Origin of the sequence: Candidatus Leptofilum sp., from assembly GCF_965223285.1 — a bacterium.
Taxonomy (GTDB): domain Bacteria; phylum Chloroflexota; class Anaerolineae; order Promineifilales; family Promineifilaceae; genus Leptofilum.
The window spans coordinates 2265884-2291072 of record NZ_OZ244997.1; the positions used below are offsets into that span (position 1 = coordinate 2265884).

Genomic DNA, 25189 nt, shown 5'->3' on the forward strand with positions numbered 1-25189 from the left:
CCCGCCAACATCATCCCATTTGCTGGCTCACTTGAAATCCTATCGCGACAAATCTCTCCAACGCTCAAACCTTGCCCTTCAAGCCGTCAATGGCCCGGTATAAGCCATCGCGCTCCATGCTGACCATTGGCACCAACTCAGCAATGGCCGTGGCGCTGTTTTCAAATTTCTCTACCAAGTTCAACGCTTCCAGCCGATCCCCGTCCCAACGCTCTTCGGGCATTGGGTTAAGCCAGATGATGTTTTTTACACCCAGGCTGCGCAGCTGGTACAAAAACAGGTGCGTGGCTTCGATGCGGTTTTCATCCCAGCTACTGCGAGCCGCACCGCCATCGCTAAAAACAAGAACGCTGGTGTACGCCAAATCAAACTCATGCAGGATTTCGCTGATGGTACGGCCGTACAACCCTTGAGGATGCCTGGTTACGGTATGTTCGCGATACAGGTCATTAGTGAGGCGATTGTCACGAACGGCCGCAAAATCTGCCATAGACAACGCACCGCCCACAGCCCACTTTGCCGTCATTCCCTTTAATGAAACCAGCGTTCCCATCCAGGATTTCACAGACAACCACATTCGGGTCAAAGATGTTATAGATACCGTACAGGCCATCCCCAACCGGGGCACTTGCCTCTACGACGCCACCTTTGATGCCATCCAACGGCTAGAGGCGCAAATCAGCAGCCCGCAAGAACGCCGAGCCATCATTCTTTTTACCGATGGCCAGGACCAGCTAACCGTGGGCAGCGATGAGCCTTGCAGCACCCACACTTACAGCGAAGTTATTACGGCCGCACGGCCGTCTGCCAATATCTCTGTCATCACCCCCATCCACACCATCGGCATCTACAATCAATCAGAAGCAGAGTTAAATGTGGGCGAACTTCGCAATATGGCCGCCGAAACCGGTGCCTTTTCGGCCATCGGCAACCAATCTAACCTGAATAATTTGTTCCAGGAAATTATTGCTGGCCTAAACAGCCAACTATTGGCCAGTGGGCAAGTTTTCCCACAGCAAGGTGACAACCAGGCCGTACTTACTATTAAATTACGCAACGTAGACACACCCATTAGCGCAACCTTCAACTTCTTCTCGAACAAAAATTACGACCTGCCACCCCCACCAGTGGCCACGGCAATCTCCAATTTTCAATATAATGCCGCCGCCAACACCTACACCCTCTCATTAAGCGTCGGCAGCTCCGAAACCGTGCGCCAGCTCATCATCAACGTTTGGGACGTGCGTGGTGGAACTCAGGTTTCCAGCGACCAAATCTTTGAAAACCCCAATGGAACGCTGGTGGTAGAAATTGATGGTAGCAATCTTGAGGCTGGGCGAGCCTACAGCATTCATGTACAAGCCATCAACCAGGAAGAATTTCTTATTTTGGATGAAGAGGGCAACACGCTGTTAACCGAGCGCGAATTTACCCACGATCCCCCTCTCTCGGTGGAATTCACGATTCAGGCCGTGACCCCGGATTTTGAAAATGGCTTCTTCTTCATTGATTTGGACGTGCCCGAGGCCGGACGTGTGCAAACCTATGAAGGATTTATTGTTGATGACAGCACAGGCAGCAAAATCCATGATTTTGGCCCTACCCTCTTTACAGGCGACCGCATTCAGGAGCAGTTGCCAGATGCCATCCGATTGGCAGAGGAGCCAAGTAGCTACCGGGTAACCGTTTATTTGCTCACGGCCGATCAGCAGCGGTCTGAATTCACCTACGAAGATTTTAAACCCATTCCCCCCGAACCACCCGGGTTTTTCACCAGAGTGTTTGCAGCCCTTTCAGCCAATCCCCTTTACCTGGGAATCATTGCGCTCATTGTTTTGGGCGTGGGTGGCGTGTTGGCTTTGCGAGGCAGAAAAAAGAAGGAGCAAGAGCCAGTTATTGTACGGCCGCCTGTAGATAAATCTATTGTGTTGCCAGCGGGTCTGCATGATCAAGAGATGTTATTGGGACGGCAAAATGTATCTCCAGATGAAGAAGAGTTCCTGACGCCCCCACCCCCTAAACCTGATTCAACTGGCTCACAGGCAAAGTTACACCTAAAAGTGGTACAAACCAATGGCGCAACGCTAGAAAAAACCGTAGACAGCTTTCCATTTGTCATCGGGCGCGAAGGGAGCAATCTCGATATTAGTGGCGATCAGCGCATCTCGCGGAAGCATGTGCAGTTTACGCGGCAGGCAAGTGGCTTTTTTGTAACCGATCTTGGCGGGGTTAACGGGACATTTTTGGAAGACCAAAAATTGCCTCCCAATACCCCCATCCCATTGGGTCAGAACAAGATCGTGCGCCTTTCTTCTCAAACCCATATTGAAGTTGAACCAGTGGCTTAATGGATAATCTTGTTGGGCAGCAAATAGATCAATATTTAATTGAGCGTCATCTGGCCAGAGGGGGCATGGCCAATGTTTATTTAGCGCAAGATGTTTACTTGCAGCGGCCGGTGGCCATAAAGATTATGCTGTCTGGCCTGATCCATGATAAAGAGTTGATTGCCCGGTTCCAGCGTGAAGCCCAGGCCATTGCCAAACTCAATCACCCCAACATCATCCAAATTTACACCACGGGTCTTACAGAAACCGGGTTGCCTTACCTGGCCATGCAATACATTCCTGGCGGTTCGTTGCAGGAGGAGATGACCCATTCGGCAGATGGTGGACAGCGGCTTTCTACGCAGCGGGTGTTGGCCCTGGCTGGGCAGGTGGCCGACGCCCTGCGAGCCGCCCACAAAGCGGGGATTGTCCATCGAGATTTGAAGCCGAGTAATATTTTGCTGCGAGAGGACGGCACGGCCGTTGTCACAGATTTAGGCATTGCCGCCGTGCAGGAAGCCTCGGCCCGCCTCACGCGCACTGGGCATGTAATGGGCACACCTTACTATATGTCGCCAGAACAGGCGATGGGCAGATCGGTAGACGGCCGTACCGATATTTATGCCCTCGGCGTGATTCTGTACGAGATGTTGAGCGGCACGGTACCGTTTAAGGCCGATAGCCCCCTGGCAATTTTGAGCCAACACCTGTACGAACCGCCTCCGCCCCTGATTGAACGTCGCCACGATCTGAGCGTTACCACCCACCAAACCATTGAAATGTGCCTGCAAAAAGAGCCAGAAAAACGGTTTCAAACGGCCGAACAACTTCGCGCAGCACTTAACCAGGCACTGCAAGCCGAAACCAACCCGCGCATAGAGGCAACCGAACTTTTGGCAACGCCCCAGCGCCAGCCAGCCGTGGCTCCGCCAACGCCTACCCCCGCGACGCAACCTGCGGCCACACCAAAAAAGCAGCGACCCCGCTGGCTGCCCTATGCTGCTGGCGGCGCGGTGGTGGTTGCCCTGATTGCGACGGCCATTTTATTCTGGCCAGACGCGGACGACCCATCTACCCCAACTGCAGAACCGCCACCGGCCGTTGCCGACGCCACTGACCCCGCTGAGTTAGCCATCACCACCTTCCCCACAGCAACCCTGCCCCCCGAACCCACCGAGACAGTTGCGCCTACCGAAACGGCCGTTCCGACCAGCACCCACACCCCGCTCCCCACCAACACGCCATTGCCAACGCCCATTCCACCCATTGTGTCGGCCAACGTCAACGCCCCCTTCTTCAACTTTGCCCCCACCATTGACGGCAACCTGGACGAATGGCTTGGCGTCACGCCCGTGCTGGCCGCACACCGCACCTTTGAAGACGCAAGCTGGGACGGCAGCGAGGATTTAACCGCCGCCTGGCAGCTCGCCTGGGATGGCAACAATCTCTATCTGGCGGTTACCGTTACCGATGATATTCACGCCCAAAGCCAAAGTGCCCACCTCATTTTTCAGGGCGACAGCGTAGACATGCAGCTAGACACCAACCGCCAGGGCGACCTGAGCAACAGCTTGAACAGCGATGATTTTCAGATTACATTCTCGCCCGGTGATTTTAATGCACTGCCACCCTCTGTTTGGCGCTGGACAGCCACCAGCGGCGGCACCATTGTAGACGCGCCCGATCATGCCATTATTGTGCAGTCCAGACGTACCGAATCGGGTTATGTTGTAGAAGCGGCCGTTCCCTGGCGCGACCTAAACGTAACCCCCAGCACCGGGCTGGTGTTGGGTGCCTCCTTTAACGCCACGGATAATGATCAGGTGGGAACGGCCGTGCAAGAGCTATTTTATTCTCATGTTGCCAGTCGTACTTTACTCAGCCCCAATACCTGGGGAACTTTGACGCTCACATCAGGAAACTAATATGTCAGACCCACAGCCATTTGTTGGGCAGCAGCTAGACCAATTTCAAATTCAAAAGCATATTGCCAGAGGCGGCATGGCCGACGTGTACCTGGGGTATGATATTGATTTGGAGCGACCCGTAGCGCTCAAGATCATGCTGCCCATGCTGGCCATTGATGACCAATTCGTCGCCCGTTTTCGCCGCGAAGCGCAAACGGCCGCCCAGCTAGAGCATCCCAACATTGTGCGCGTGTATGCTATTGGCGCAGCCCCCACCGGGCAGCCCTACATTGCCATGCAGTTTGTGGATGGCGGCGACCTACAGCAAGTAATTCAGGAATCTAAAGCCAAGAAGCAGCCGCTAACGGCCGTACAAACCCTAACCACCCTCCGCCCCATGGCCGATGCGCTTATCGTTGCCCACGCCGCCGCCGTCATTCACCGCGATCTTAAGCCCAGCAATATTTTGCTGCGCCCCGACGGCACGCCCATCATGGTAGATTTAGGCATTGCGGCCGTACAAACCGGTGCCAAACTTACCAACACCGGCACCCTCATCGGCACCCCAGCTTATATGTCCCCGGAGCAGGCGCGGGGGTTGCCCGTGGACGGCCGTTCCGACCTGTACTCGCTTGGCGTCATTTTGTATGAGATGTTGACGGGAAGACGGCCGTTTGAAGCCGATGACCCCCTGGCAATCCTGCACAAACACGTCTACGAAGAGCCTGTGCCTATCCAGCAGTTGCGGCCAGACATTGCCCCAGAAACGGCCAAACTGGTACACCGCTGCCTGCAAAAAGAGCCTGGTAAGCGGCCAGCCAACGCCGCCGAACTGCTGGGCGGCATTGAGTACGCCTTGGAAGCAGAAAGCGGCCAGCCCGCCTCCCTCAGCATCCCTCATCCCCAGCCAGAGCCAGAGGCCACCCCTTCTAATTGGCGTTCTTTTTGGCTGGGGTTCGGTGCCGTGGTTGTCGTCATGCTAATCGCTGTTGGGGTATTCTTTTTGATTAACAATCCCATCACCATCACCGGGGCAGAAGCTAGCAGTTCACAGGCGTCTGCCGGCAGTGACAAGGATGAAGAAGCGGCCTCCGAGCCACCTCCCGCTGAAGACGAACCCGAAGATGAAGCTGAGGAAAGTACGCCGGTAGACTCCAGCACACCAAACGCCGCTGATACCCCCGTACCCGACCCGACAGCCACCACGCCTCTGCCCACCAACACGGCGCCACCCACAGCAACCATCCCCCCAACAGAAACAGCAGTGCCGCCCACGGCAACGGCCGTCTTAATCGAAACCCAAATCATCGGCCAATCGGTCAACAATCTAGACATCGAGGCGGTGCGCTTTGGCAATGGCCCCAACGTTGTCATCTTCGTTGGGGGGCTTCATGCCGGAGCCGCTCCCAGCTCTGTTGCCCTGGCTAACCGCGCTATCTCCTATTTCAGGAACAATCTGGCCGAGGTGCCAGCCAACGTCACCCTCTACATTATTCCCAACGCCAATCCAGACAGCCCCTATGCGCCAGGGGAGCTAGCGGGTCGGCTCAATGCCAACGACGTAGACCTAAACCGCAACTGGGATTGCCGCTGGGTGCAAGATGCCAGATGGCGCAACAACGTTATTCCCGGCAGCGGCGGCACCGCCCCATTTTCTGAGCCAGAAACCCAGGCACTGGCCAATTTTATTACCGAACACAACCCGGTGGCCGTTGTCTTTTGGGAAGCCCGCGCCACCAACGGCCTGTCGTCGCCCGGTTTTTGCGAGGGCAGCACGCTGGTCTCAGGCACCTTGGCCACCTTGTATGGCCAGGCCGCAGGCTACCCGATTGGCGACTTTGAAAATTTAACCAACCAGGAGCTGAATGGCGACGGCACCAATTGGCTAGACGGCCAGGGCATTCCGGCCATCGCCGTGCTGCTGCCAGATTATGAATCGGTTGATTGGTCGAACAATCTGGCCGCCATGCAAGCCGTCTTATCAACTCATGACAACTAATTTTATCAACCCATCCAAACCCAAACAGAAGCACTTTTTAGCCCTGCTTTGCCTCACTGCGCTGCTTCTATTTTTGCCTGCCTGTGTCACAGTGCGCCAACAGGCCCTCCCCACGCTGGCTCCCACGGCCGTACTTCCCACACCCACAGCCCCAGCCACCAGCACCCTTGCCCTACCGCCACCCACGCTAACCATGCCCGCCACGGCCGTTCCGCCTACAAACACACCCGTCATCAACCTGGAAAACCTAGCACCCACAGCAACAAAACTCATCGCCACAGAAACGGCCGTTCCCACCGCCAGCCCAGACACAAATGATGAAATATCAGCAACGGCCGTTGCCTCACCCATCGTCCGATCAATTGGCACTTCGGTACAGGGACGCCCCATCCTAAACTACCGCTTTGGCAGCGGCCCCACCCAGGTGATATTTGTTGGGGGCATTCACGGTGGGTATGAGTGGAACACCATTTTGCTGGCCTACGCCGTAATTGACCATTACACCGCCAATCCGCAGTTCATCCCCAGCGACCTAACCGTCCACATCATTCCCTCGGCCAACCCCGACGGGCAATACTTGGTCACTAACCAAAGCGAACGGTTTCAGCCAGCAGATGTGGCCGCTGACACTGTACCTGGCCGTTTTAACGCCAACAATGTAGATTTAAACCGTAACTGGGATTGTCAATGGTCGCCTACGGCCGTCTGGCGCGATGTAGAAGTGAGTGGCGGCTCGCAACCATTTTCGGAACCCGAAAATATCGCCCTGCGCGACTTCATCGTGTCTCAAAATCCGGCCGCTGTCGTCTTTTGGCACAGCGCAGCCAACGGCGTTTTTGCCGCCGGTTGCCCAGATACCCACCCGCCTTCACTTGCACTGGCAAACGTTTACGGTCAGGCTGCCAGCTACCCCGTGTATGAGCGATTCACTAGCTATGATATCACAGGTGATGCTAGTGATTGGTTATCCACACGAGGCATCCCCTCTATATCTATCGAACTACGCAACCACCAGTCGCTCGACCGGTTACAAAATCTGCATGGCGTCCAAGCTTTACTTGACTATTTGAAGTAAATATTGAATGATTACGTGGTTATTCAAACTGGCTGGCCATATCGCACACCTGTTCCCAGAGGTGCCTCCAAGCCCGTCGTCCCCGTATAGCCTATAGTAATCCCATACGACACAAAAGACCTCAATAACTTGGGGTCTTTTCTTTTTCCTTGTTTGTTTGCCTATCCTATAGTTCACACGCGTGAAGGACAATATCACTCCCGCAATAGAATTTGCTGCGGCACAAAACGGCCGTTGCCTATAAGTCCCCATCGCTCGAAAGAAGTTATTGAACCAAATGTACAACTATGCTATCATGTACGAAGTATGCAAAGCTTACAATCACGTAAACTTGATAAATTAGCGAGAAGCGTTATGGAAAAAGTTACCAACAGCAGTGCCCTCAGAAGCAATCTGAGCCTTGTTTTAGATGAAGTACAGTTTAATCAGGACAGCTACGTTATTGAGCGTAAAGGCAGACCTGCGGCCGTCATTGTTCCTCTGACCGTCTTTGAAAATTGGAAGCGCAGTCGGGAACGTTTTTTTGAAACAGTCAGGCGAATTCAAGAAGCTAACAAAAATGCCGACCCTGACGAAGTTCTGCAAGATGTTCTGGAAGCCCAACAAGCCGTTAGAGCAGAACTGACTCAAGAACAGTAGCCATGAGAGTTGTCTTAGATGCCAATATCTTCATCAGTGCCTTGATTTCGAGTCAAGGGAATCCGGCAAAAATTCTCGAAAAATGGCAGAAAAGAGAACTGGAGGTTGTCGTCTCATCGGCTATCGTTGATGAAATTGAACGGGTCACCGGCTATGAAAGGTTGCAAAAGAAATACCGACGCATTCGTGAGGAACGGGAAGGACTGATTGACGACTTGAGGAATTTTGCCACGATGGTTGAACCCCAACAAAAGCTGTCTGTTGTACAGGCTGATGATTCAGATAATCGTTATATTGAATGTGCCATTGAAAGTGGAGCAAGCTATATCGTAACGGGTGACCCGCACTTGCTCGACATTGGTGAGTATCAAGGTATTCCCATTCTAACTCCGGCAATTTTTGTGGCCCTGCTCGAAAATACATGAAGGCACAGAGCAAAGAAGTCCTCACTGGCAATCATCGCCTTGTGATCAAATTGAAAGATAATTGGGGCTGATTCACGGCATATACACTAATCTCCTTCTTTGCAGTAATTGAAAGTATTTCTAAGCATTGGTCGTAGGAACGGGATAGGCGAGAAATGTCCTGGATAATTAAGTTGTCACCGGATTGCAGTTCCTCAAGAATTTGAGCAATTCTGCGCTCCTGCCATGGAGCAAGGCCAGAAGCAAATTCCTCAACCCATTCCACTTCACCAAGTTTCCTTTCAATGGCCAGGCTCATAATACTGGCTCTGGCTTTCTCAAAGTCATGTTCGGTAGTTGCCGCACGCAAATAGGCAATTGTTCGGAAGTGTTTCATATGAACCTCGCATAAGTACAAAACTTTGTCTAAAGATTTTCTCGAAAAGAATTGAGCAACTTGCCCTCAAAATAGAGCTGAAACAAGTTGGTAAACTGCTTGTTTTTTTCGTGATATGATGTCTGTATGCGAAGAAAATAGTGACAGATGCAAATGAGCAATGTGTTTCGGCAAGAAAATTACAACCAACTTTATACACGTGAGTGATCTAAACCCGTCGCTCCCGTCGAACCCGTGCTGGGTGCAAAGCAATGAAAGCTCTTGATTTAGTCGAGAGCTTTTTTCTTTGTTGAACCTGTCCCCACATTTTTTAGGCCGAGGTACCCACCCGTATCGCTCCCGCGATATTTCTCCGAATGTTTGGCTCTATTTTGGGTATTGGCTAATATTGCCATCATCTCATTTTTTTGGTTAATCATTATTGCAAAGTTAATCTGAGTAAATTCTTCCTCTGTTTGGCTTGAGGTGTATTCCAATGGAATTACAGGTTCCCGTTTCTGAGAATTTTTCTCTGCTTGCTGGTACAGTCGAACAAGAAGCAGATTTGATAACCATCCATCCGCCTGAAGAGTCTATCTTTGACCAGCTGTGTGTTTGGCTAGACCAACGGCCGTCGCCAACCGTCGGTTTCAATCACTGGGTATTATCCATCGGTGCGACTGCATTATGCTTGAGATGGGGAACTTATCTGGCCGTTCTGATGGATAGAGCCAGGCCAATTGACCCACGAGCCAAACATTCGACCACAAGCATGATATCCCAAGATGAAATGAAGCGGATTAATACCGAAGCTTCGAGCAATTTAGCCCACTTGTTGCATCAGTGGCATCATGATGAATCTGCTTACTTTGATAGACTGCGACGCGCTTATGAATGGCTGCCTATGCCGCAACAGCGTGTAAAGCGAAACTTCCAGTCAGTGGAATGGCTATTCAGCTATCTAATAAATTTCTCCAAAGTGGCTCCTACAGATTCTTTAACACCTGTGACTCGGCCTTATCGTACATTGGCCAATACCATTATCAAACTAACCTATCGTAATGGGGCAATTGAAAACATTCACGCTGGAAGCGGAACAACATTTTCTCTTACCCACCGCCGATTTACTGATAGACAAGCTAGAAAAGTCATCCGACAATCGGCCGAATCCCTTAGCCCTTTCGTTAGTGATTTCCCTTTATGGGTAGAAAACTTGATGCAACTACCATCTTGGCCCGACAGATTAGCCTGCCTACCACCTTCCCGTTTGTATCCACACTACTGGACTTTGACGGAATCAAGTTCAAGGGTGCAATTCAAATGTGGAACTGATCATCTTTGATGAGTTTGTTGGAACAAAAGGAATACTACCTCTCAATTCATCCTACACTTATGATACAATGGTTGCCACAGGCAGCTTTTCAAGGAGCATGTTATGAATGAAACTTTCCCTATTACAACATCATATGAGCATATTCGCCTTGATGATGAAGGGGTTCCTCACATTGTTGGCACAACAATGAAAGTGGTTGAGCTTGTCATGGCTCAAAAGGCATATGGTTGGAGTCCAGAAGAGCTGCATTTTCAACACCCCTACTTGAGCATGAGTCAAATTCATTCCGCATTGGCCTATTACTGGGAACACAAAGAAATTGGCTCAACTGTAAAAAGTGTGCGAAATGAGTAAAATCAGGGCCTATGGAATTTCCAATCACCAATTTACTCGACAAAGAATATTGCACACAATGGATTATCGAACATTTCCGTCCGAGTGGTTTTCGTTGTCCCGTCTGTGCTGCCGGTGTGGACCAGGCCCGCGAATTTCGCACGACCAAGCGCAGCCAACTAACAGTTTATCGCTGCTGCTGTCAGGCGACCTACAACTTGTATACGGGGACGCTCTTTCAACAACATCACTTAACCCCGATGCAGATTGTCTTACTCATTCGCGGCGTTCTCAAAGGAGAACCAGCCACAACCCTGGCGGCTGAACTGGTGCTCAATTACCAAACGGTATTGACCTTACGCCATGACCTCCAGGCTCAGGCGGAACGGCTCCAACCAGATACCCCGCTGGATGACGACGAGACTGAAACAGATGAAATGTTTCAGAATGCGGGGGAAAAAAGGCTGTGAGCATTTCGACCCAGACGACCCACCCCGTCGCCGTGTCAACACCGCTGAGGGCATGTAGACAGATGTGCGTAACTTTTTAAGGTCGTTTAAAGGTGTGCACAAAAAGAACTTGAGTGGCTACATTGCGGTTTGTGAATTCAGACGAAATATCAAGCGCATTTCTCCCGATTTCATCGCTGCTTTAGTCACTGTGCACTCTTTTTACCCATGAGCCAGAAAATTTTGCTTATTCTCAAGAAAATAGCAAGGTAAACTATAGTTTTTCAATTTCAATATCAAACAATTGTAAAACCATCTCAATATCAGCTAAATGATGACCCGACATAAGTAGATAGTGATGCGAGGAAAGTGTATTAACGAGACGACGGCCGTTTGGGACCCGCAGCACCGCCCCATTCAAGCAATCAGAATCAGCATATTGTGAATAGCCAGTTAGTTCCCCTTCAGTAATAGACAGCTTGTTCATTGTGGCGTGCAGCTTGGCCAGCGTCATGTTGCCTTCAGGTAGCCGCGCATCAATAGCCGTAGCGTTGTCATCCACAATCGCCAGAACCTTTGAACGCAGCGTCCACTCTGTTGAGAAAAAGGGAGGTACCACGCCTAAATAACCACAGTGAGCCGCCAAAATGTGATTGTCCGGGTTGCCCTCGACTTCTGGAAAGTGCGGAATGCGCTCATGCTTCAGGGCCGCTTTGCCCATCAAAAATGGGTACAGATTGGTCATCATGATGGGCATCCCCAGCGATTTGTGCAGCAGATATTTGGTAAGCATTGCCATCGTATCTCCTTCACAACCCCAAATGAGCCCCATTTCCTGATAGAGCATACTCCAGGCCAAACAGGGCGTTGTGTCAGAGAAATGGGATTCGTTGAGGCAGTTGATGCCAATCCCGCGAATAGAGGGATCATTTTCCAGCTCTTTTTTGACCATCATATAAATCTTAATGGCACTTAAAAGCTGTTGATTGGTAATTGCCGTCGGCCATTCCCACCTTTTCCATACTTCTTCCGCCTGAGCATTAGGAATTTCCTTCGCCTTGGCTCCCATTTCCTTAAAGCTCTTCTTGACGATGGTGACGCCAAACTTTTCCATCATTCGCTGGGTACATTCATCTTCCCACCAGTAAAAGCGCTTAAAAATGCTGGCCTGAAATCCTTCGCCAGGATTATCTTGATAAACCAAGAATTTTGTGTTTTTAAGCTCCCGCTTGACGCTCAAGGCGCGACACGCTTTTTTGGTTTGTTCAAGGCTGTAGGGGGCAACAATGTTTAAGCCTTCGTCTCGCAAATAGCTGGCAATTTCCCAATCCCACATCAGCACCGTGCCAAATTCGGATGTAACCGTCAGAATTGGCAGGTTGAGGGCTTTGAATTCATCCAGACGGCGGTACGCCTCGCCCAACAGTTGCGGAAAGATAATTGCCTCAGTTTCAGGCACGGGGGAACCAAGCGGCAACTCTGGAAGAAACTCAGCGTCGTCGGCAAGTTGCTCCTTTAAAATGGCAAGCTGCTCATCAAATTCGTTATCACGGCCTTCAAAATAGAGTGGTTGTAAACGGGCTTTCATTAGAATTCTCCTTTGAAAATAAATTTGCCACAGAGTCCACAGAGAAAAGAGAGGAAATCTGTAAACGCAAATTGCGCCATCTGCGTAATACTGTGGCTTTGCTCAGTACAAGCCTGCTGATTTTTTAAGATCGGGTGGAAACGGCCGTTTCATCCAGCCGCTTGAATAGTTCAGGGGTAATTTCAATATCCAGCACTTGCCCCACCACCTGGGACCAGCCATGAACAAAATAAACCCAGCCATCCTCCACGCGCAGATTGCGCGACTCCACCTGGCGCAATGCCTGGTGCATAAAATCTAGCTCACCCCGATAATTAAATTCCCAAGCGATGCCGTTTTTAGGGAACTGCCCCTCATCCGTTACCGGGGAACCGGGTGTATCTTTGCCCATGCCTGTGGCGTTGATCACAATGCTGCCTTCCGGCAGTTGCGCCATCAACTCATCATTTTTGCGGGGGTCGCTGTTGACCACATACTCGATCTGGATGTCGGTTTCATACTTGTTGGCCATATCGCGCATATGGTCGAGCCGCCCCGGTGAGCGATTAACGGCAATAAATTTGTCGGGGCGGTCTACCTTGTTGGCTTTGTTGATCAGGTGAAGCAGCGTTGCCAATCCGGAACCGCCCGCACCCAAACAGAGAATGTGGCCACCTGTGTTGCCAAAGTAGCTATCGCCGATGATGTGATCCAGGCTGAGCCCGGCGGTAATGGGGTCTTTGGCGTGGCCTTCGAGACGGCCGTTTCGCTTGGAAATACTCGACATCTCCCGCGTGACTTGGGCATACGGGTCAAAATGATCAAACATATCTTCAGCGGCCGTAAAAATGTCCAGCTTGTGGGTCGTCACCAACGCGCCCAATGAGTTGGGATCATGTTTAATTTGGGCCACCGTTGCCCGGTACGCTTCCGGTTCATCATGAATTTTGTGGTCAATCCCTTCCAGCACCACCTCGGGCCGACCCAGCACCTCCATCCACAACGGGAACACCTTGTTAATGGAAGATTTACCGGTGGTTACGCCAATAAAATAAAAGGTAGGAACCATCTTGTTTATGATTGGATAGCTACTCATATTGTCCTCCTGTTAAAACAGCAGCGAATTATCACAAATTCGCGTTCATTCGATGCAAAAAATTCATTCTTTGTGGTGAGCCTTATTCACGAGTATCCTCAAAATCACCGTCGCGCTGCGTGAACGGCCGTTACAAACTCACGCGCAATGGCTGTAATCTCATCAAACTGACCTGCCGCTGCCAAACTCTTGGGGCAAAGCTGACCACCCGCCCCCACAGCAACTGCACCAGCCGCAAACCAATCTGCCACGTTATCTTTACTCACGCCGCCAGTGGGCATCATCGGAATATCCGGGAAGGGGCCTTTGAGCCCTTTTAGGTATGATGGGCCGCCCAACGAGCCAGGAAACAGCTTCACCACATCGCTCCCCAGCCGCCGCGACTGCACCACCTCTGATGGCGTCAACGCACCCATCATGAGTGGCAAGCCCGTGGCTACCATGGCCTTGGCTAACTCGGCTTCAGTGTGGGGGCTAACTAAAAATTTTGCGCCAGCCGCTTTGGCCTCGGCCGCCTGTTCGGGTCGAGTCAAGGTTCCCATACCCAGCACAATCTGGTCGCCAAACTGCTCGTCCAGCATCTTAACCACGGCGGCCGCATTGGGCGTGGTATACGTAATTTCGATACCCAGGACGCCACCAGCCACCAACGCTTCCACCATTTTGAGCGTTAGCTCAGGGGATGGGCCACGCAGCACGGCCAACAATCCTAATTCTTCAATTTTTTGCAATGTTTGTTCTTTGTCCATCGAATCCTCAAATTCCAAACCGCTTTTTCGCGCTAAGAAAGCGCGGCTACAAACTTGTAACTCAAATGACGGGATAAGCAGGTTCTTTGCCTGCCAACACTGCCAAACAGTCGGCCAAAGCCATACTGCCCATGCCGTTGGTGGCGCCGTCGCTGTGCGCCCCCATGTGTGGCGTGGGGATGACGTTGGGCAATGCCAGGAGCGGATGTTCCGCCCCAGGTGGCTCTTGCTGAAACGCATCCAGCGCAGCACCGGCCAAACGTCCGTTTTCCAATGCCGCCAATAACACCACTTCGTCCACCAATTCACCCCTGGATGTATTGATTAAGTAGCTACCAGGCTTCATTTGCTGCAAAAAAGCGTCGTTCACCATTTGCTCTGTAGCAGGTAACACTGGCAAATGCAGCGTCACCACATCTGCTTCGGCTAGCAACCTTGCTTGGGAACAAAGCGTTACGCCCATCTGTTGAGCGTAAGCGTCGTCGGTAGCCACATCAAAAGCGAGTAACCGACATTCAAATCCAGCCAGCCGCTGGGCAACCGCTTTGCCAATGGCACCCAGCCCAATAATGCCCACCGTCTTGCCCACTAGCGACAATCCTTTGAGCCGAGGCCAGCCGCCCTGCCGCGTTTCGGTAACGGCCGTTTCTATCGGACGCAGCAAATTGAGCATTAAGGTAATCGTCAGCTCAGCCACCGAGGCTGCGTTCGCGCCAGGGGTGTTGGTTACGGTAACGTTGTGCGCCTTCGCTGCCTCCAAATCTACATTGTTCGTCCCCACGCCGTAGCGGGCAATCACCTGCAAGTTGGGAGCAGCGGCGATGGCCGCTGCATCAATTTCGTCCAGCCCCGCAATGTAGCCATCCACCTCGGGCAGCAGTTCTTGTAGCTGCGCCGACGTAAGCGGCTTGCTACTCCTGTTGTAAGTGACGCGCTGAACGGCCGTTTCCAAATCACTTTTTAGGGTGGGGTTGAAACGGCCGTAAGAAGTCGGCGTCACCAGCACATGGCATTCACTCAGCGGCTTCATGCTGCCTCCGGTGGCGACCAGCGCGGATTGTCCACAATTTCCGGCTGCCCATTCTTCTCCACCACCAGCTTGCGGAATCCCTGCGCTTCAATCGTGCCATAATCGTGCCCTGCATCCCCCGGATAGACAAAAAACGTCACCAAATCTTCGGCCAGGCTGGCGTTCACAGAGCGATGTGCCCAGCGGGGCAGCACGCACAGCACCCGCCCCGGATAGAGCGGCTCGACGGCCCACTCCCCTTCGGGCGTTTCCATCACCATAAACCCTTTGCCCTTAAGGCAATGATAAATTTCGCCCGTCTCCAGCACCTCATGAAAATGTCCCTTGGTCATGTGGTATTCATCGCCCACCTTGCCTGGATGCACAATGGAAATGCCGTGCAGCAGTTCGCCAGGAACCGTTGGCCGACGCAGCTCATACACTTCGTACAGCAAGTCATCTCCTTGTGCTAACCGCGCTTCATACGCTTCTTTATCCAGATACTGGCCGCGCATGGCACTCAGACGTCGTTGAATATGGTTGTCATATTCGGACGGAATAAAGTCTGGCTCATTCAAATCAAAAGCAAACGGTACTGTTTTCATACCATCACTCCTTTCGATGTTGGGGAATGGCTAGCCGATTGGCAATATTCCCCCCCATTAGCTGCTTAATAATTGTGTCATCTACACCCATCTGCACCAGACGGGCTTGAATATGCGTCATAAAGGCAGACATGCCTGGCTGACCGCCAAACTGCTGCCACATGCCGCTGTCGGCCATGTCAGTTGCCAACGCAATTTGTGCCGCTAGCCCAGTCTCAATCATCTGCATCAGCAGCGGCCATACGTTTTGCTCCGGCTGATATTTGGGACGGAAAAAGGTGTCGTATTCGAGCATGGCACCCGCTTGGGCAATTGTTTGGTGAAAGGCGAAATCAGGGCGTTTATCAACATGGCAAAAGACAAGCCGCTGAGGATCAACCCCCTGATCAACGAAGAATTGGAGGAATTCCTCCACGGCCGCTCCTTTTTCGGTGTGCATTTCAATGGCGGCTCCGGTTGCTAAACTCGCCATTGCCGCCGCCTCTAACAAATGTTGTGGCGTGGCTGCCATCGTGGCCTCACCCGCAATTTTAATGAATCCGGCGCGAACGGGCTGCTCAGCAACGGCCGTTTCCATCAATCCATCCCTTAGCTCAGTCACAAACAAATCAGCCGCCGCTTCAGCATCTATCTGCCACAAAGGTGCATCCGGCGGGTAATAAATGCGCCGATGAAAGCCCGTGCAGGCCACGATGTGTACGCCGCTCTGTTCTGCCAACTGACTCAGCATACGGCCGTTTCGCCCACAGCCTCCCGGCTGACAATCCACCAATCCACTGCCCCCAGCCGCTTTGAATTGACAGAGTTCGGTGAGAACGGCCGTCTCGTCAAACAGCACCGGGGCATCAGGGTCAGCGTTTGCTACCGGTTCAATCCAAACATGCGTGTGGGCATCCACAATACCCATTTCCGCCGGAGCAATCGGCCCCAGCACCGTCATCAGCCGCGGGTTGCTCATTTTACGGCTCCAAGGACACCCGCATATTTGTGCCGTCAGCCGCTGCCGCAAACGCTGCCTTCGCTTCGCGCAGCGGAAAGCGACTGGTGACCAGCGGTGCCAAATCCATCCGGCCTGAGTTCACCAAATCGGCCGCTCGCAGGCAATCATACGTGCTGCAGGCCGTCGTCCCGGTGACCACCAGCTCTTTGTAATGTACCGTGTTGGCGTTGAAGTTGATGAACGGGTCATGCTTGGGCAAGCCGCCAAACAGGTTGATGCGCCCGCCGATGGCCGCAATCTCCAGCGCAGACTCCTGCGCCGCTTTGGACGGCGCAGCCACGATGATCACGTCTGCGCCACGGTCGTCGCTTTCTGCCAGCACCACCGCCTGCAAATCCTCGTTGATGGGGTCAACCACGCAGTCTGCGCCCAGAGCCAACGCCTGCTCGCGCCGCCCGGCCGCTGGTTCGCTTACAATAACGCGCACGGCGCCACGCAGATTGGCCAGCTTAACATGCAACATGCCAATCGGCCCTGCACCCATCACCACCACCACATCACCATCGCGGACGTTAAGCGCATTTTGGCCGCGCAGCACGCAGGCCAGCGGCTCAATCAACGCTGCCACGGCTGGGTCTACGCCGTCTTGAATTGGCATCAGGTTGCCTTGCTGAACCGCCAGTGCGGGCACGCGCATATATTCGGCAAAGGCTCCATCCAGATTGATGCCGATTGCCTGGAACTCTGGGTCCATGTTGTTATTGCCAGAGACGGTGGCTCGGTTACGGCCGTTGCCCATATTCGGTGCCACAAACACCCGCTGGCCAACTTGGTAACCAACGACGTTTGCACCCAGTTCAGCAATCTCACCCACCACCTCATGCCCCGGAACGCGCACCGCGCCGGGCGGATAATGGCGATGTCCCCCTTTGTAAATACGCAAATCGGTGCCGCAAATGTTGGCGTTCAGCACCTTAATCAGCACCTCATCCGCCCCAATTTTTGGGCGGGGCCTTTCTTCTACCCGTAAATCTTCAGGCCCATAATAAACCGCAGCTAACATTTCAGTCTCCATTCCATATCTTCATTTTGAAGCGGAGACTAGAGATTGATAACTGCCTAATCTCCAATCTCTAATCTCCAGTCTCCTACTGCTGCCAGGGCACCGGCCACGCTGGGTCCATAACCTCTTCCAGACGCACGGGGCGACCTTCCAGCATGGATTTTGTACCCGCAAGCACGCCAGCGACTGCCCAACGGCCGTCTTCCCCAGTCACGCGCGGTTTATTGCCAGTTTGCACACATTCCACAAAATGCTGAATCTCATGAATGTACGCCCAGGCAAACCGCTCTGGCCACCGTTTGTAAATTGGCGTAATCAAGCCCTGGTCTCGATTGGTGCAGACGATAACGTCCATCCCCTGCATCGAGCCAATTTGCATAATGCCCTTCTTGCCGATGATTTCCACGCGGGCATCGTAGCCGTAGTCGCAAGGGCAAACGCCAGAGATATTGCCCAACGCGCCAGATTCAAACTTGAGGGTGGCAAACATATTGTCGTAAAAATGTTCGGCGTGTGCGCCCCGCTCTTCCCCTTTGAAGTTGGCCGCTTCCACATAAATGCGCTCAGGATTTGATCCCATCAGCCAGCGGATGCAGTCGAGATCATGACTGTTCACTTCGGCTAGCATGCCGTTGGAGGTGCGAATGTCGTTGGCCCAGGCGGGCGGCAGCCCCGGTCCATGCGTCAGCGATTTGATCAGGGTAGGCTCACCAATCTCGCCAGCAAAGATGCGCTCAGCCGCCGCCACAAACTCTGGGTCAAAGCGGCGCATAAAGCCGAGCTGCAATAGCAGCCCGCGCCCCTCAACCGCTGCGATGATGTCATCACACTCTTGCAAATTCATCGCCATCGGTTTTTCCATAAAGACGTGTTTGCCTTCGGCGGCGGCCAGCATGGCGAGCTGTTTGTGGGTAAAGGTGGGGGTAGTGATGATGACGGCATCGAACTCCGCTTTTTCCAGGGCATCTTCTAGGCTGGGGAAACGGCCGTCTATGCCAAACTGCTCCCCCGTTTCATTGAGAACTGCCTCGGCCGGATCCACCAACGCCACTACCTCGCCGTCAGGAACATACCGCTTCAGCGTGCCGGAATGCAGCTTTCCCACCCGGCCGGCACCAATCATACAAATTCGCACTTTTTTACTCATTTAAACAAAATCTCCTAATCAATTTAGTTTTTTAGCGTATCCACAAAGGTATCGTGCAAGGTTTCCTGCAACGCGATATGTTTTTCCACCAACGGCTGGTACTTTTTATGATTGTCTGGGTTGGGCAACAGCGGTTTTCCGGCTGGCTGGGCGTGAGCAATCGCCACCTCCGCCAAATCATCAAAGATTCCGGCCGCCTTCCCGGCAATCATGGCGCTGCCCCAACTACCAAATTCGGTGCGCCGCAGCCGCTGGTAAGGTACGCCCAGCACATCAGCCTTCATCTGATTCCAGATGTTGCTGCGCGCCCCGCCGCCGATGGCGCGCGTTTCGGTCAGCTCCAAATCGGGGATTGCCTCGCGCAAAATGCGCAGGTAGTACGCATATTCAAAAGCAACGCTTTCCAGCACAGCGCGAGCAAAATGGGCCTGCGTGTGGCTCCAGGAGAAACCAATCCAGGCGCCGCGCATGTCTGGCGTAGAAGGGCAGATGCGCCCGCCCAGATGTGGCGAAAAGAAGAGATCATCAGCACCCAACGGTGCTTTTTCGGCCAGTTTGATCATCTCGGTATACAAATCTTCGGTGCGCGGCTGAACTTCGCCGAACAGCGAATTAAAGAAATTGTCGCGGAACCAGCGTAACGCCTGTCCACCACCGCCAATGTAGGCCAGCGGATTCCACAAATCGGGAATGACGGAGCGCATGGTGAGCAGAGCCCGGTTTTTCACATCCGCCATGAAGGTGCCAGTGGAGGCGGCCAGCACCGAAGCGGTTCCAGCGACGTCGAACACCATGCCCGGCCGGACGATGCCTGCACCGAGGGCATTCGCGGCCGTATCGCCACAACCAGCAGCAATGAGTGTGCCGGGAGCTAAACCAAACTGTTTGGCGGCATCTTCCTGCACTTCACCAACAACGTGCCAGGGTTCGACGATGCGAGGCAGTTTGGCTTGATCCACCCCCAGCGCACCACATAGCTCATCCGACCAGGTTCCGTTTTGGGCATCGCTTAGGGCCGAGAAGTGCAAAAAGGTGTAATCAATGAACGCTTCATCGGCGGTTAGCCCGGCCATGCGCCCGGCAACATAGGCACTGGGCATGAGGAATTTGGCAACACGCGCATATGCTTCTGGCCGCTCCTCTTTCCACCACAAAATTTTGGGGCCGTGATCGCAGGTGGGCGGGCAACCAGACAGCCGCGTCACCAGGTCGCCATACTCAGCGTCAATTTGCTCGATGTAGGGCTGGCAGCGCATATCTAGCCAAGAATCAAAGCGGGTGGCTGGCTCATACTTTTCATCAATGGAACCGACACCTGCCATTTGGCTGTCGAAAGCCAATGCCGCTATCTGGCGTGAGTCCACGCCGCTTTGCAGCACGCATTGGCGTACAGATTCGGCGGCGGTCTGGTAAAAGTCGTCGTTTTCCTGCTCCACAACGCCGGGGCGGGGCGTGTAGATGGGTACTTCTACGGTGGATTGGGCAATTAAACGGCCGTCTACCGAATAAAGTGCCGCCTTGGTACTGCTCGTTCCCAGATCAATGCCAAGTAAAAACTGTTTTGTCGCCATGCCAGACTATCCTTGCCAATTGTAATCCTGTCATTACAGGCTGTGTCAAAAAAAGGGTGAAAAACGAGATTAAGCGCAAACAAGTATGAATCGCTGATTGTAGCCGCAGTTTCTTACTGCTCCCCAGAGGCGCGGAAAGAATCCGCGGCTACGTACCCAATCTCCCGCTAAAGCAGTTTAGACAAATGCTCGAAGCTGCGAATCGCTTCGGGCACCGTGCCGCATTCCACGCTGAAGACAATGTCACGGTCAGCGGCAACTGGCTTCACAATATCAATGACTCGTTGCCAATCGACCACGCCTTCGCCGCAGGCACAGCCAACGGGCGTGCCCGTCACTTTGCCGCGTTCTTCTTCGCCCTGCTCAAGGCTAATGTCTTTGGCGTGCAGATGCACCAGGCGGTCGCGCACCCGCTCCAGCCATTCATACGGGTCAGAGCCACCCGCCAGATAACTATTGCCAGTGTCATAATTGATGCCGATAGCTGGCGAATCTACTAAATCATAGATGCTGTCCAGGCCATCGGGGGTTTTGCTGTACTGTTGGTGCGGCTCCAGCCCAATCTGGATACCGTGACGCTCGGCAACCATGCTGGCTTCGGTGAGCGTGTATTGCATCAAGGTGTAATCCATCTCTTTGGTTGACCAGACTGGTTTGGGGCCTTCGTCGGTGTTGACGACGGGCGCGCCGGCGTCGGCAGCAAAGCGGATCGCCATTTTGAGATATTCTGCGCTGATTTCTGGCTTGCAAAGGGGTGTGTGTGAAGATAGGCCAGACAGTTTGATGTTGTGTTTGTCGCACAGTTCGCGCATCCACAATGGATCGTCGTACATAGAAACTGAGTGAAAGTAACCGGCTTCGCTGAGTAGTTCGCGGCCAATGTGTACCATCGGTTCAATGTATTCGTAGCCGATTTCGGCGGCTTTAGCCACGCCCCAGGCGAACGGTTTGTCATGGTGACGCACAAACTCCATATTGACGCCAATTTTAATTGCCATTGTTGCTCTCCCTTAAAAAACAGGACGCTGATTAACGCGGATGAACGCTGATTTTTTATTGTGCTCTATTTCCGCGTATGTCGTCTCTAAAAAGTGGTTCTAAATTCTAACTATTTGCCATACGGCCGTTCGCATCATCAACAAGTTCGCGAACCCAGGCCAAACTTTTCTCGATCATTGGCCCGCCTTCACCCTCGCATTCGAGGCTAATCACGCCATCATATTTAATGTCTACGAGAATATCGAAACATTTTTTGATGTTGTCTACATTAACGCCATCACCTATGGCTGTATTGCTAACAGCAATGCCTGTTAACTCGCCGCGTAATGAGTCTGCCAGTGATTGACTCACATCTTTGATATGAACGTGGCTGATTTTGTCTTTGAATTTTTCGCAGAAAGCAACCGGGTCTTGGCCAGCGATGAAGGTGTTGCCGGTGTCCATATTCATGCACAGGTGTGGTGTATCAAAGAAGTTGAGCATTCGCTCCATGTATTCTGGCTTGGTGGTGTAATAACCATGTGGCTCAATGTTGATGATCATGTCGTAGCGAACGGCCGTTTCCAACACCTCACCATAAATCCGCTTCATGCTTTCTAGAGCTTCTTCATCAGTCACGCCTTCTGGCTTAAACATATGATCCGTGGTGTCAATGTGACGGCAGCCCGCCAAATAAGCCCAGCGCATTGTGTTATTGATGTAAGTTGTCGCCAAATAACTTGCGTCCGGCACAGACAACGGATAGGCGGCATCAAGCTGAGAAAACTTCACGTCATACTTTTCCATTTTGCGGCGCACCGCCAATGGGTCTTCGACTAAAGAAATGTGCGGCTGATAGCCCAGGCCATGCAGCCAGCTTACGCCGTCAATCGTGCCGCATTCGATGTAGTGGACATCATTTTTTTGTGCCCATTCCAAGCATTTTTCAAAATTCCAGTAAGAACTATTAAATGCGTCGGTATGAAAACCAATTTCAATCATTTGAATCCCTCTGCTTTGTAAAAGCGAAAAAACTATAAAAATATTTTGGGATGTGAGAACTGTGGGTGAAAGGTTCAGGTGACGAGACGACGGTTAAGCCGCCCCGTCACTGATGTTTAATGCTTAGAAACCCATTCGCCAAGGCCATGCCTTGCTGACGAATGGGCACTTAACGATCCCTTTGTCACCAAAGAGATCGCTCAAACGACGTTTATTCGCCGCCCCAACGTCCGGGGAAGTCGGGCATTTCTTCACAGCCACACATGGCGTAATGCAGTGGCGGCATGTTGTCTTGTACGTACTGGTCTAGATTATCGTTGGTAATGGTTGGCTGCGGCAGACGCCAAACGGCCGGAACCTCTTCACCATTCATAATCTGCAGGCCAGCGATGACGGGCGTGCGCCATTGGAAGGTGGGGAAAGTGGGGGAGATACCAGAAAGGTCATTCTCTTGCCATTTCACCAAGAAGTCTTGCTGGTCTTCACCCACGATGATGGGGTAGGGTTGCCCGGCATCTTCAAACGCTTCCAGAGCAGCAACGGCCGTTGCGCCAGCATCCATCCACACAGCGTCAATCCGGCCAAAACGATCCAGGTAATCTGTGACAATTGAGTTCACCTTGGCATTGTCGCCATCGCCAAATTCAACGCCAATGACATTGACATCTGAACCTTCAAAAGCGAGCTTGGCGGCAGCCCAACGCTCTTCCAGTACATCCACACCAGGCAGAATTCTCAACGCCAGCACGTTGCAGTCGTCGCCGCAGTTGTCGATGATGTAGCGAGCACCTGTCTCACCAAAAGCATATCCACCAATTGGCTGTACAAAGCTAACCGGGCATTCAGTGAAAACGCCGCGATCAAAGACGATAACCGGCAGCTCTTCACACGCTTGCTCGACGGCTGGGGTCAAAGCGGCCGTTGTGTTCGGGGAAACGATCAAAACATCACAGTTACCGCTGGCAACCAGGTCAGCAATGTCAGAAATCTGCTTTTCATCGCTACCTTCAGCATCTACATGGATAAACTCTTCGATCTCAGGATGCAAATCTACTTCCGCTTGCATGGTGGTGTAGCCCACAACGCGCCACGGGTTGTTAACACCCGCATTGGAGAAGCAGAACGTATACGGACCTTCTTTTGCCCATTCGCTAGTATCCACCATTTCTGGCTCTAGCATTTGCAGCCACGGTTGATCGGCTGGACCCTCTGCAGTCAACGTCATCTGGCGCATAGCGCGATCATACTGCTCTTGGCTGAAAAACTCAGACTTTACTTCAGCAGCATCGCTCTCCAAGCCAGCAGCAGCGGGTTCTTCTTCATCCATTGCTTCATCTTCTGAATCGGTTTCTTCAGCAGCGGGGGCGTCAGCTTCTGGTTCATCTTCAGTATCTGCAGAACCACCACAAGCTACCAAGCCTACGATCAGCGCAAACAAAGCAATCATCAAAAACCAGGACCGTTTTACATCTTTATGTAACATATTTTTCCTCCTCCTTCGGGGGAATATTTTGCTATAGGATAAGCTTGCCAATAAGTTGTTACTGTCCAATCTTGATTAACTTTGGTAATAATCACCTCCTCTATTAACCATACATTTAAACAGAGCTATCTTTAGAAAATTAGCGAACTCGGCGGGAGCGATAAGCAGCATAAGCTACCGCGCCAATGATAATGAGACCTTGAACCGCATCACGAAGCGGCTTGGGCAAACCCAATAGGTTTAGCAGCGTAAACAGGGCTTCTAAAGCCAAGGCGCCAGCAATAGCGGCAGGCATGGAACCTCGACCACCTAGCAAAACGGCACCACCTAACACGGCCGCAGATATTGCCTGGAGTTCAAACCCGTCACCTGCATCTGGATTAACGCCGCCAAAACCACCTAACAAGATACCTGCAATAACGGCCGTAATCGCTGACAAAATAAAGGCCACGATACGCATCTTCTCTACATTGATGCCCCCCAGTCGGGCGGCCCGTGGGTTATCCCCTACTGCCAACATCTGTTTGCCTAAATTGGTGGCGTGAAATATATAGATCACCAATCCACCAACCACAATCAAAACCATGACCGCAAACGGAAACCGCTCTACCAGCGGTACATTTTCCCACCAGCCCCGACCAAACATACGGAAGTTGTCTGTCAGGTAACCACGTGGTGCCCCGCCCGTCCAGTAAAGTCCAGCCCCACGCAACGCCAACAGCATGCCTAAGGTGGCAATTAGTGAAGGTACCTTAAAGTACGAAACGAGAACGCCGTTGATTAATCCAGCGACAATGCCAATGCCAAACAGCACCAGAATCACCCACCAAGTATTGGCTGGATCATTGTTAATGAGTAAGGAAGCACCGATGACTGTGAGTGACATGATGGAGCCAACAGAAAGATCGAAGCCACCGGTGACAATAACAAATAGCTGCCCCGCCGTTAGAATCATCAAGGGAGCTGCGCGGCGCAGAAGATTCAGGAACCCGGTTGGCTCCAGAAAAACTGGGTTTTGGGTGCCAATCCCAATGAGCAGCACAATTAAAACCAAGTAGATAGGGGAAATGTTGCGTAAACTCCCCATTACCCGGTCGCGCAAAGCTTGTTCTTGTACAGATGTAAATTGAGCCATTG

The 25189-nt window shown here is 52.3% G+C and carries 24 protein-coding genes; 9 read left to right on the forward strand and 15 right to left on the reverse strand.

The features are described from left to right. Window positions 1-64: 64 nt before the first annotated feature. A complete protein-coding gene (locus tag ACOQPU_RS10430; protein WP_420645046.1) occupies window positions 65-490 on the reverse strand; it encodes a hypothetical protein in 426 nt (141 codons plus the stop codon). On the opposite strand from ACOQPU_RS10430, the gene ACOQPU_RS10435 reads away from it, so the two are divergent. The 6 genes from ACOQPU_RS10435 (at window position 462) to ACOQPU_RS10460 (ending at window position 8372) form a co-directional block, all read left to right on the forward strand. Continuing rightward, window positions 462-2348, forward strand: coding sequence for an FHA domain-containing protein (locus tag ACOQPU_RS10435; protein WP_420645047.1), 1887 nt, complete (start codon window positions 462-464; stop codon window positions 2346-2348). The two genes, ACOQPU_RS10430 and ACOQPU_RS10435, sit on opposite strands and share 29 nt — an antisense overlap. Next, on the forward strand, window positions 2348-4252 hold the full coding sequence (locus ACOQPU_RS10440) for a protein kinase domain-containing protein (protein ID WP_420645048.1): 1905 nt from the start codon (window positions 2348-2350) through the stop codon (window positions 4250-4252). The genes ACOQPU_RS10435 and ACOQPU_RS10440 overlap by 1 nt, the downstream gene beginning before the upstream one ends. A gap of 1 nt (window position 4253) precedes the next feature. Beyond that, window positions 4254-6233 carry a protein kinase domain-containing protein gene (locus ACOQPU_RS10445; protein WP_420645049.1) on the forward strand — a complete coding sequence of 660 codons (1980 nt, stop codon included), beginning with the start codon at window positions 4254-4256 and terminating at the stop codon, window positions 6231-6233. Further along, on the forward strand, window positions 6223-7308 hold the full coding sequence (locus tag ACOQPU_RS10450) for a M14 family zinc carboxypeptidase (protein ID WP_420645050.1): 1086 nt from the start codon (window positions 6223-6225) through the stop codon (window positions 7306-7308). The genes ACOQPU_RS10445 and ACOQPU_RS10450 overlap by 11 nt, the downstream gene beginning before the upstream one ends. 306 nt (window positions 7309-7614) lie before the next feature. After that, the gene (locus tag ACOQPU_RS10455; RefSeq protein ID WP_420645051.1) at window positions 7615-7947 is read left to right on the forward strand and encodes a type II toxin-antitoxin system Phd/YefM family antitoxin; all 333 of its coding nucleotides are present in this window, start codon (window positions 7615-7617) and stop codon (window positions 7945-7947) included. Window positions 7948-7949: 2 nt separating this feature from the next. Continuing rightward, window positions 7950-8372: a putative toxin-antitoxin system toxin component, PIN family gene (locus ACOQPU_RS10460; protein WP_420645052.1), complete on the forward strand. Its 423-nt coding sequence runs from the start codon at window positions 7950-7952 to the stop codon at window positions 8370-8372. A gap of 31 nt (window positions 8373-8403) precedes the next feature. On the opposite strand, the gene ACOQPU_RS10465 is transcribed toward ACOQPU_RS10460, so the two are convergent. Beyond that, entirely contained in the window at window positions 8404-8748 is a 345-nt protein-coding gene (locus ACOQPU_RS10465; protein WP_420645053.1) for a recombinase family protein, read from the reverse strand. A gap of 475 nt (window positions 8749-9223) precedes the next feature. Between ACOQPU_RS10465 and ACOQPU_RS10470 the strand changes: the two genes are divergently transcribed. From ACOQPU_RS10470 to ACOQPU_RS10480, 3 genes are all read left to right on the forward strand, one after another. Further along, complete coding sequence (locus ACOQPU_RS10470; protein ID WP_420645054.1) at window positions 9224-10069, forward strand: hypothetical protein; 846 nt, start codon at window positions 9224-9226, stop codon at window positions 10067-10069. A gap of 93 nt (window positions 10070-10162) precedes the next feature. Beyond that, entirely contained in the window at window positions 10163-10414 is a 252-nt protein-coding gene (locus ACOQPU_RS10475; protein ID WP_420645055.1) for a DUF433 domain-containing protein, read from the forward strand. A gap of 11 nt (window positions 10415-10425) precedes the next feature. Next, window positions 10426-10863, forward strand: coding sequence for a hypothetical protein (locus tag ACOQPU_RS10480; protein ID WP_420645056.1), 438 nt, complete (start codon window positions 10426-10428; stop codon window positions 10861-10863). A gap of 253 nt (window positions 10864-11116) precedes the next feature. Here ACOQPU_RS10480 and ACOQPU_RS10485 read toward each other — a convergent pair whose 3' ends face one another. The 13 genes from ACOQPU_RS10485 to ACOQPU_RS10545 form a co-directional block, all read right to left on the reverse strand. Then, window positions 11117-12430: a hypothetical protein gene (locus tag ACOQPU_RS10485; RefSeq protein WP_420645057.1), complete on the reverse strand. Its 1314-nt coding sequence runs from the start codon at window positions 12428-12430 to the stop codon at window positions 11117-11119. Window positions 12431-12554: 124 nt separating this feature from the next. Further along, entirely contained in the window at window positions 12555-13505 is a 951-nt protein-coding gene (locus ACOQPU_RS10490) for a shikimate dehydrogenase family protein (RefSeq protein WP_420645058.1), read from the reverse strand. A 104-nt stretch (window positions 13506-13609) separates the two neighbouring features. Further along, window positions 13610-14254, reverse strand: a complete 645-nt coding sequence (locus ACOQPU_RS10495; RefSeq protein ID WP_420645059.1) for a bifunctional 4-hydroxy-2-oxoglutarate aldolase/2-dehydro-3-deoxy-phosphogluconate aldolase — start codon at window positions 14252-14254, stop codon at window positions 13610-13612. A gap of 61 nt (window positions 14255-14315) precedes the next feature. Beyond that, entirely contained in the window at window positions 14316-15284 is a 969-nt protein-coding gene (locus ACOQPU_RS10500) for a phosphoglycerate dehydrogenase (RefSeq protein ID WP_420645060.1), read from the reverse strand. Further along, window positions 15281-15868, reverse strand: a complete 588-nt coding sequence (locus ACOQPU_RS10505; RefSeq protein ID WP_420645061.1) for a glucose-6-phosphate isomerase family protein — start codon at window positions 15866-15868, stop codon at window positions 15281-15283. The genes ACOQPU_RS10500 and ACOQPU_RS10505 overlap by 4 nt, the downstream gene beginning before the upstream one ends. 4 nt (window positions 15869-15872) lie before the next feature. Continuing rightward, window positions 15873-16826, reverse strand: a complete 954-nt coding sequence (locus ACOQPU_RS10510) for a phosphotriesterase family protein (RefSeq protein WP_420645062.1) — start codon at window positions 16824-16826, stop codon at window positions 15873-15875. 1 nt (window position 16827) lies between these two features. Then, window positions 16828-17871 (reverse strand): zinc-binding dehydrogenase, encoded by a 1044-nt coding sequence (locus ACOQPU_RS10515; RefSeq protein WP_420645063.1) that lies wholly within the window; start codon window positions 17869-17871, stop codon window positions 16828-16830. Window positions 17872-17956: 85 nt separating this feature from the next. Further along, the gene (locus ACOQPU_RS10520; RefSeq protein ID WP_420645064.1) at window positions 17957-19018 is read right to left on the reverse strand and encodes a Gfo/Idh/MocA family oxidoreductase; all 1062 of its coding nucleotides are present in this window, start codon (window positions 19016-19018) and stop codon (window positions 17957-17959) included. Window positions 19019-19041: 23 nt separating this feature from the next. After that, window positions 19042-20589 carry a xylulokinase gene (locus ACOQPU_RS10525; protein ID WP_420645065.1) on the reverse strand — a complete coding sequence of 516 codons (1548 nt, stop codon included), beginning with the start codon at window positions 20587-20589 and terminating at the stop codon, window positions 19042-19044. Window positions 20590-20756: 167 nt separating this feature from the next. Next, window positions 20757-21587 (reverse strand): sugar phosphate isomerase/epimerase family protein, encoded by an 831-nt coding sequence (locus tag ACOQPU_RS10530; protein ID WP_420645066.1) that lies wholly within the window; start codon window positions 21585-21587, stop codon window positions 20757-20759. Between the two features lie 106 nt (window positions 21588-21693). Further along, window positions 21694-22569: a sugar phosphate isomerase/epimerase family protein gene (locus ACOQPU_RS10535; RefSeq protein ID WP_420645067.1), complete on the reverse strand. Its 876-nt coding sequence runs from the start codon at window positions 22567-22569 to the stop codon at window positions 21694-21696. A 211-nt stretch (window positions 22570-22780) separates the two neighbouring features. Next, window positions 22781-24052: a substrate-binding domain-containing protein gene (locus tag ACOQPU_RS10540; protein ID WP_420645068.1), complete on the reverse strand. Its 1272-nt coding sequence runs from the start codon at window positions 24050-24052 to the stop codon at window positions 22781-22783. A gap of 139 nt (window positions 24053-24191) precedes the next feature. Beyond that, window positions 24192-25187, reverse strand: coding sequence for an ABC transporter permease (locus ACOQPU_RS10545; protein WP_420645069.1), 996 nt, complete (start codon window positions 25185-25187; stop codon window positions 24192-24194). Window positions 25188-25189: the final 2 nt, after the last annotated feature.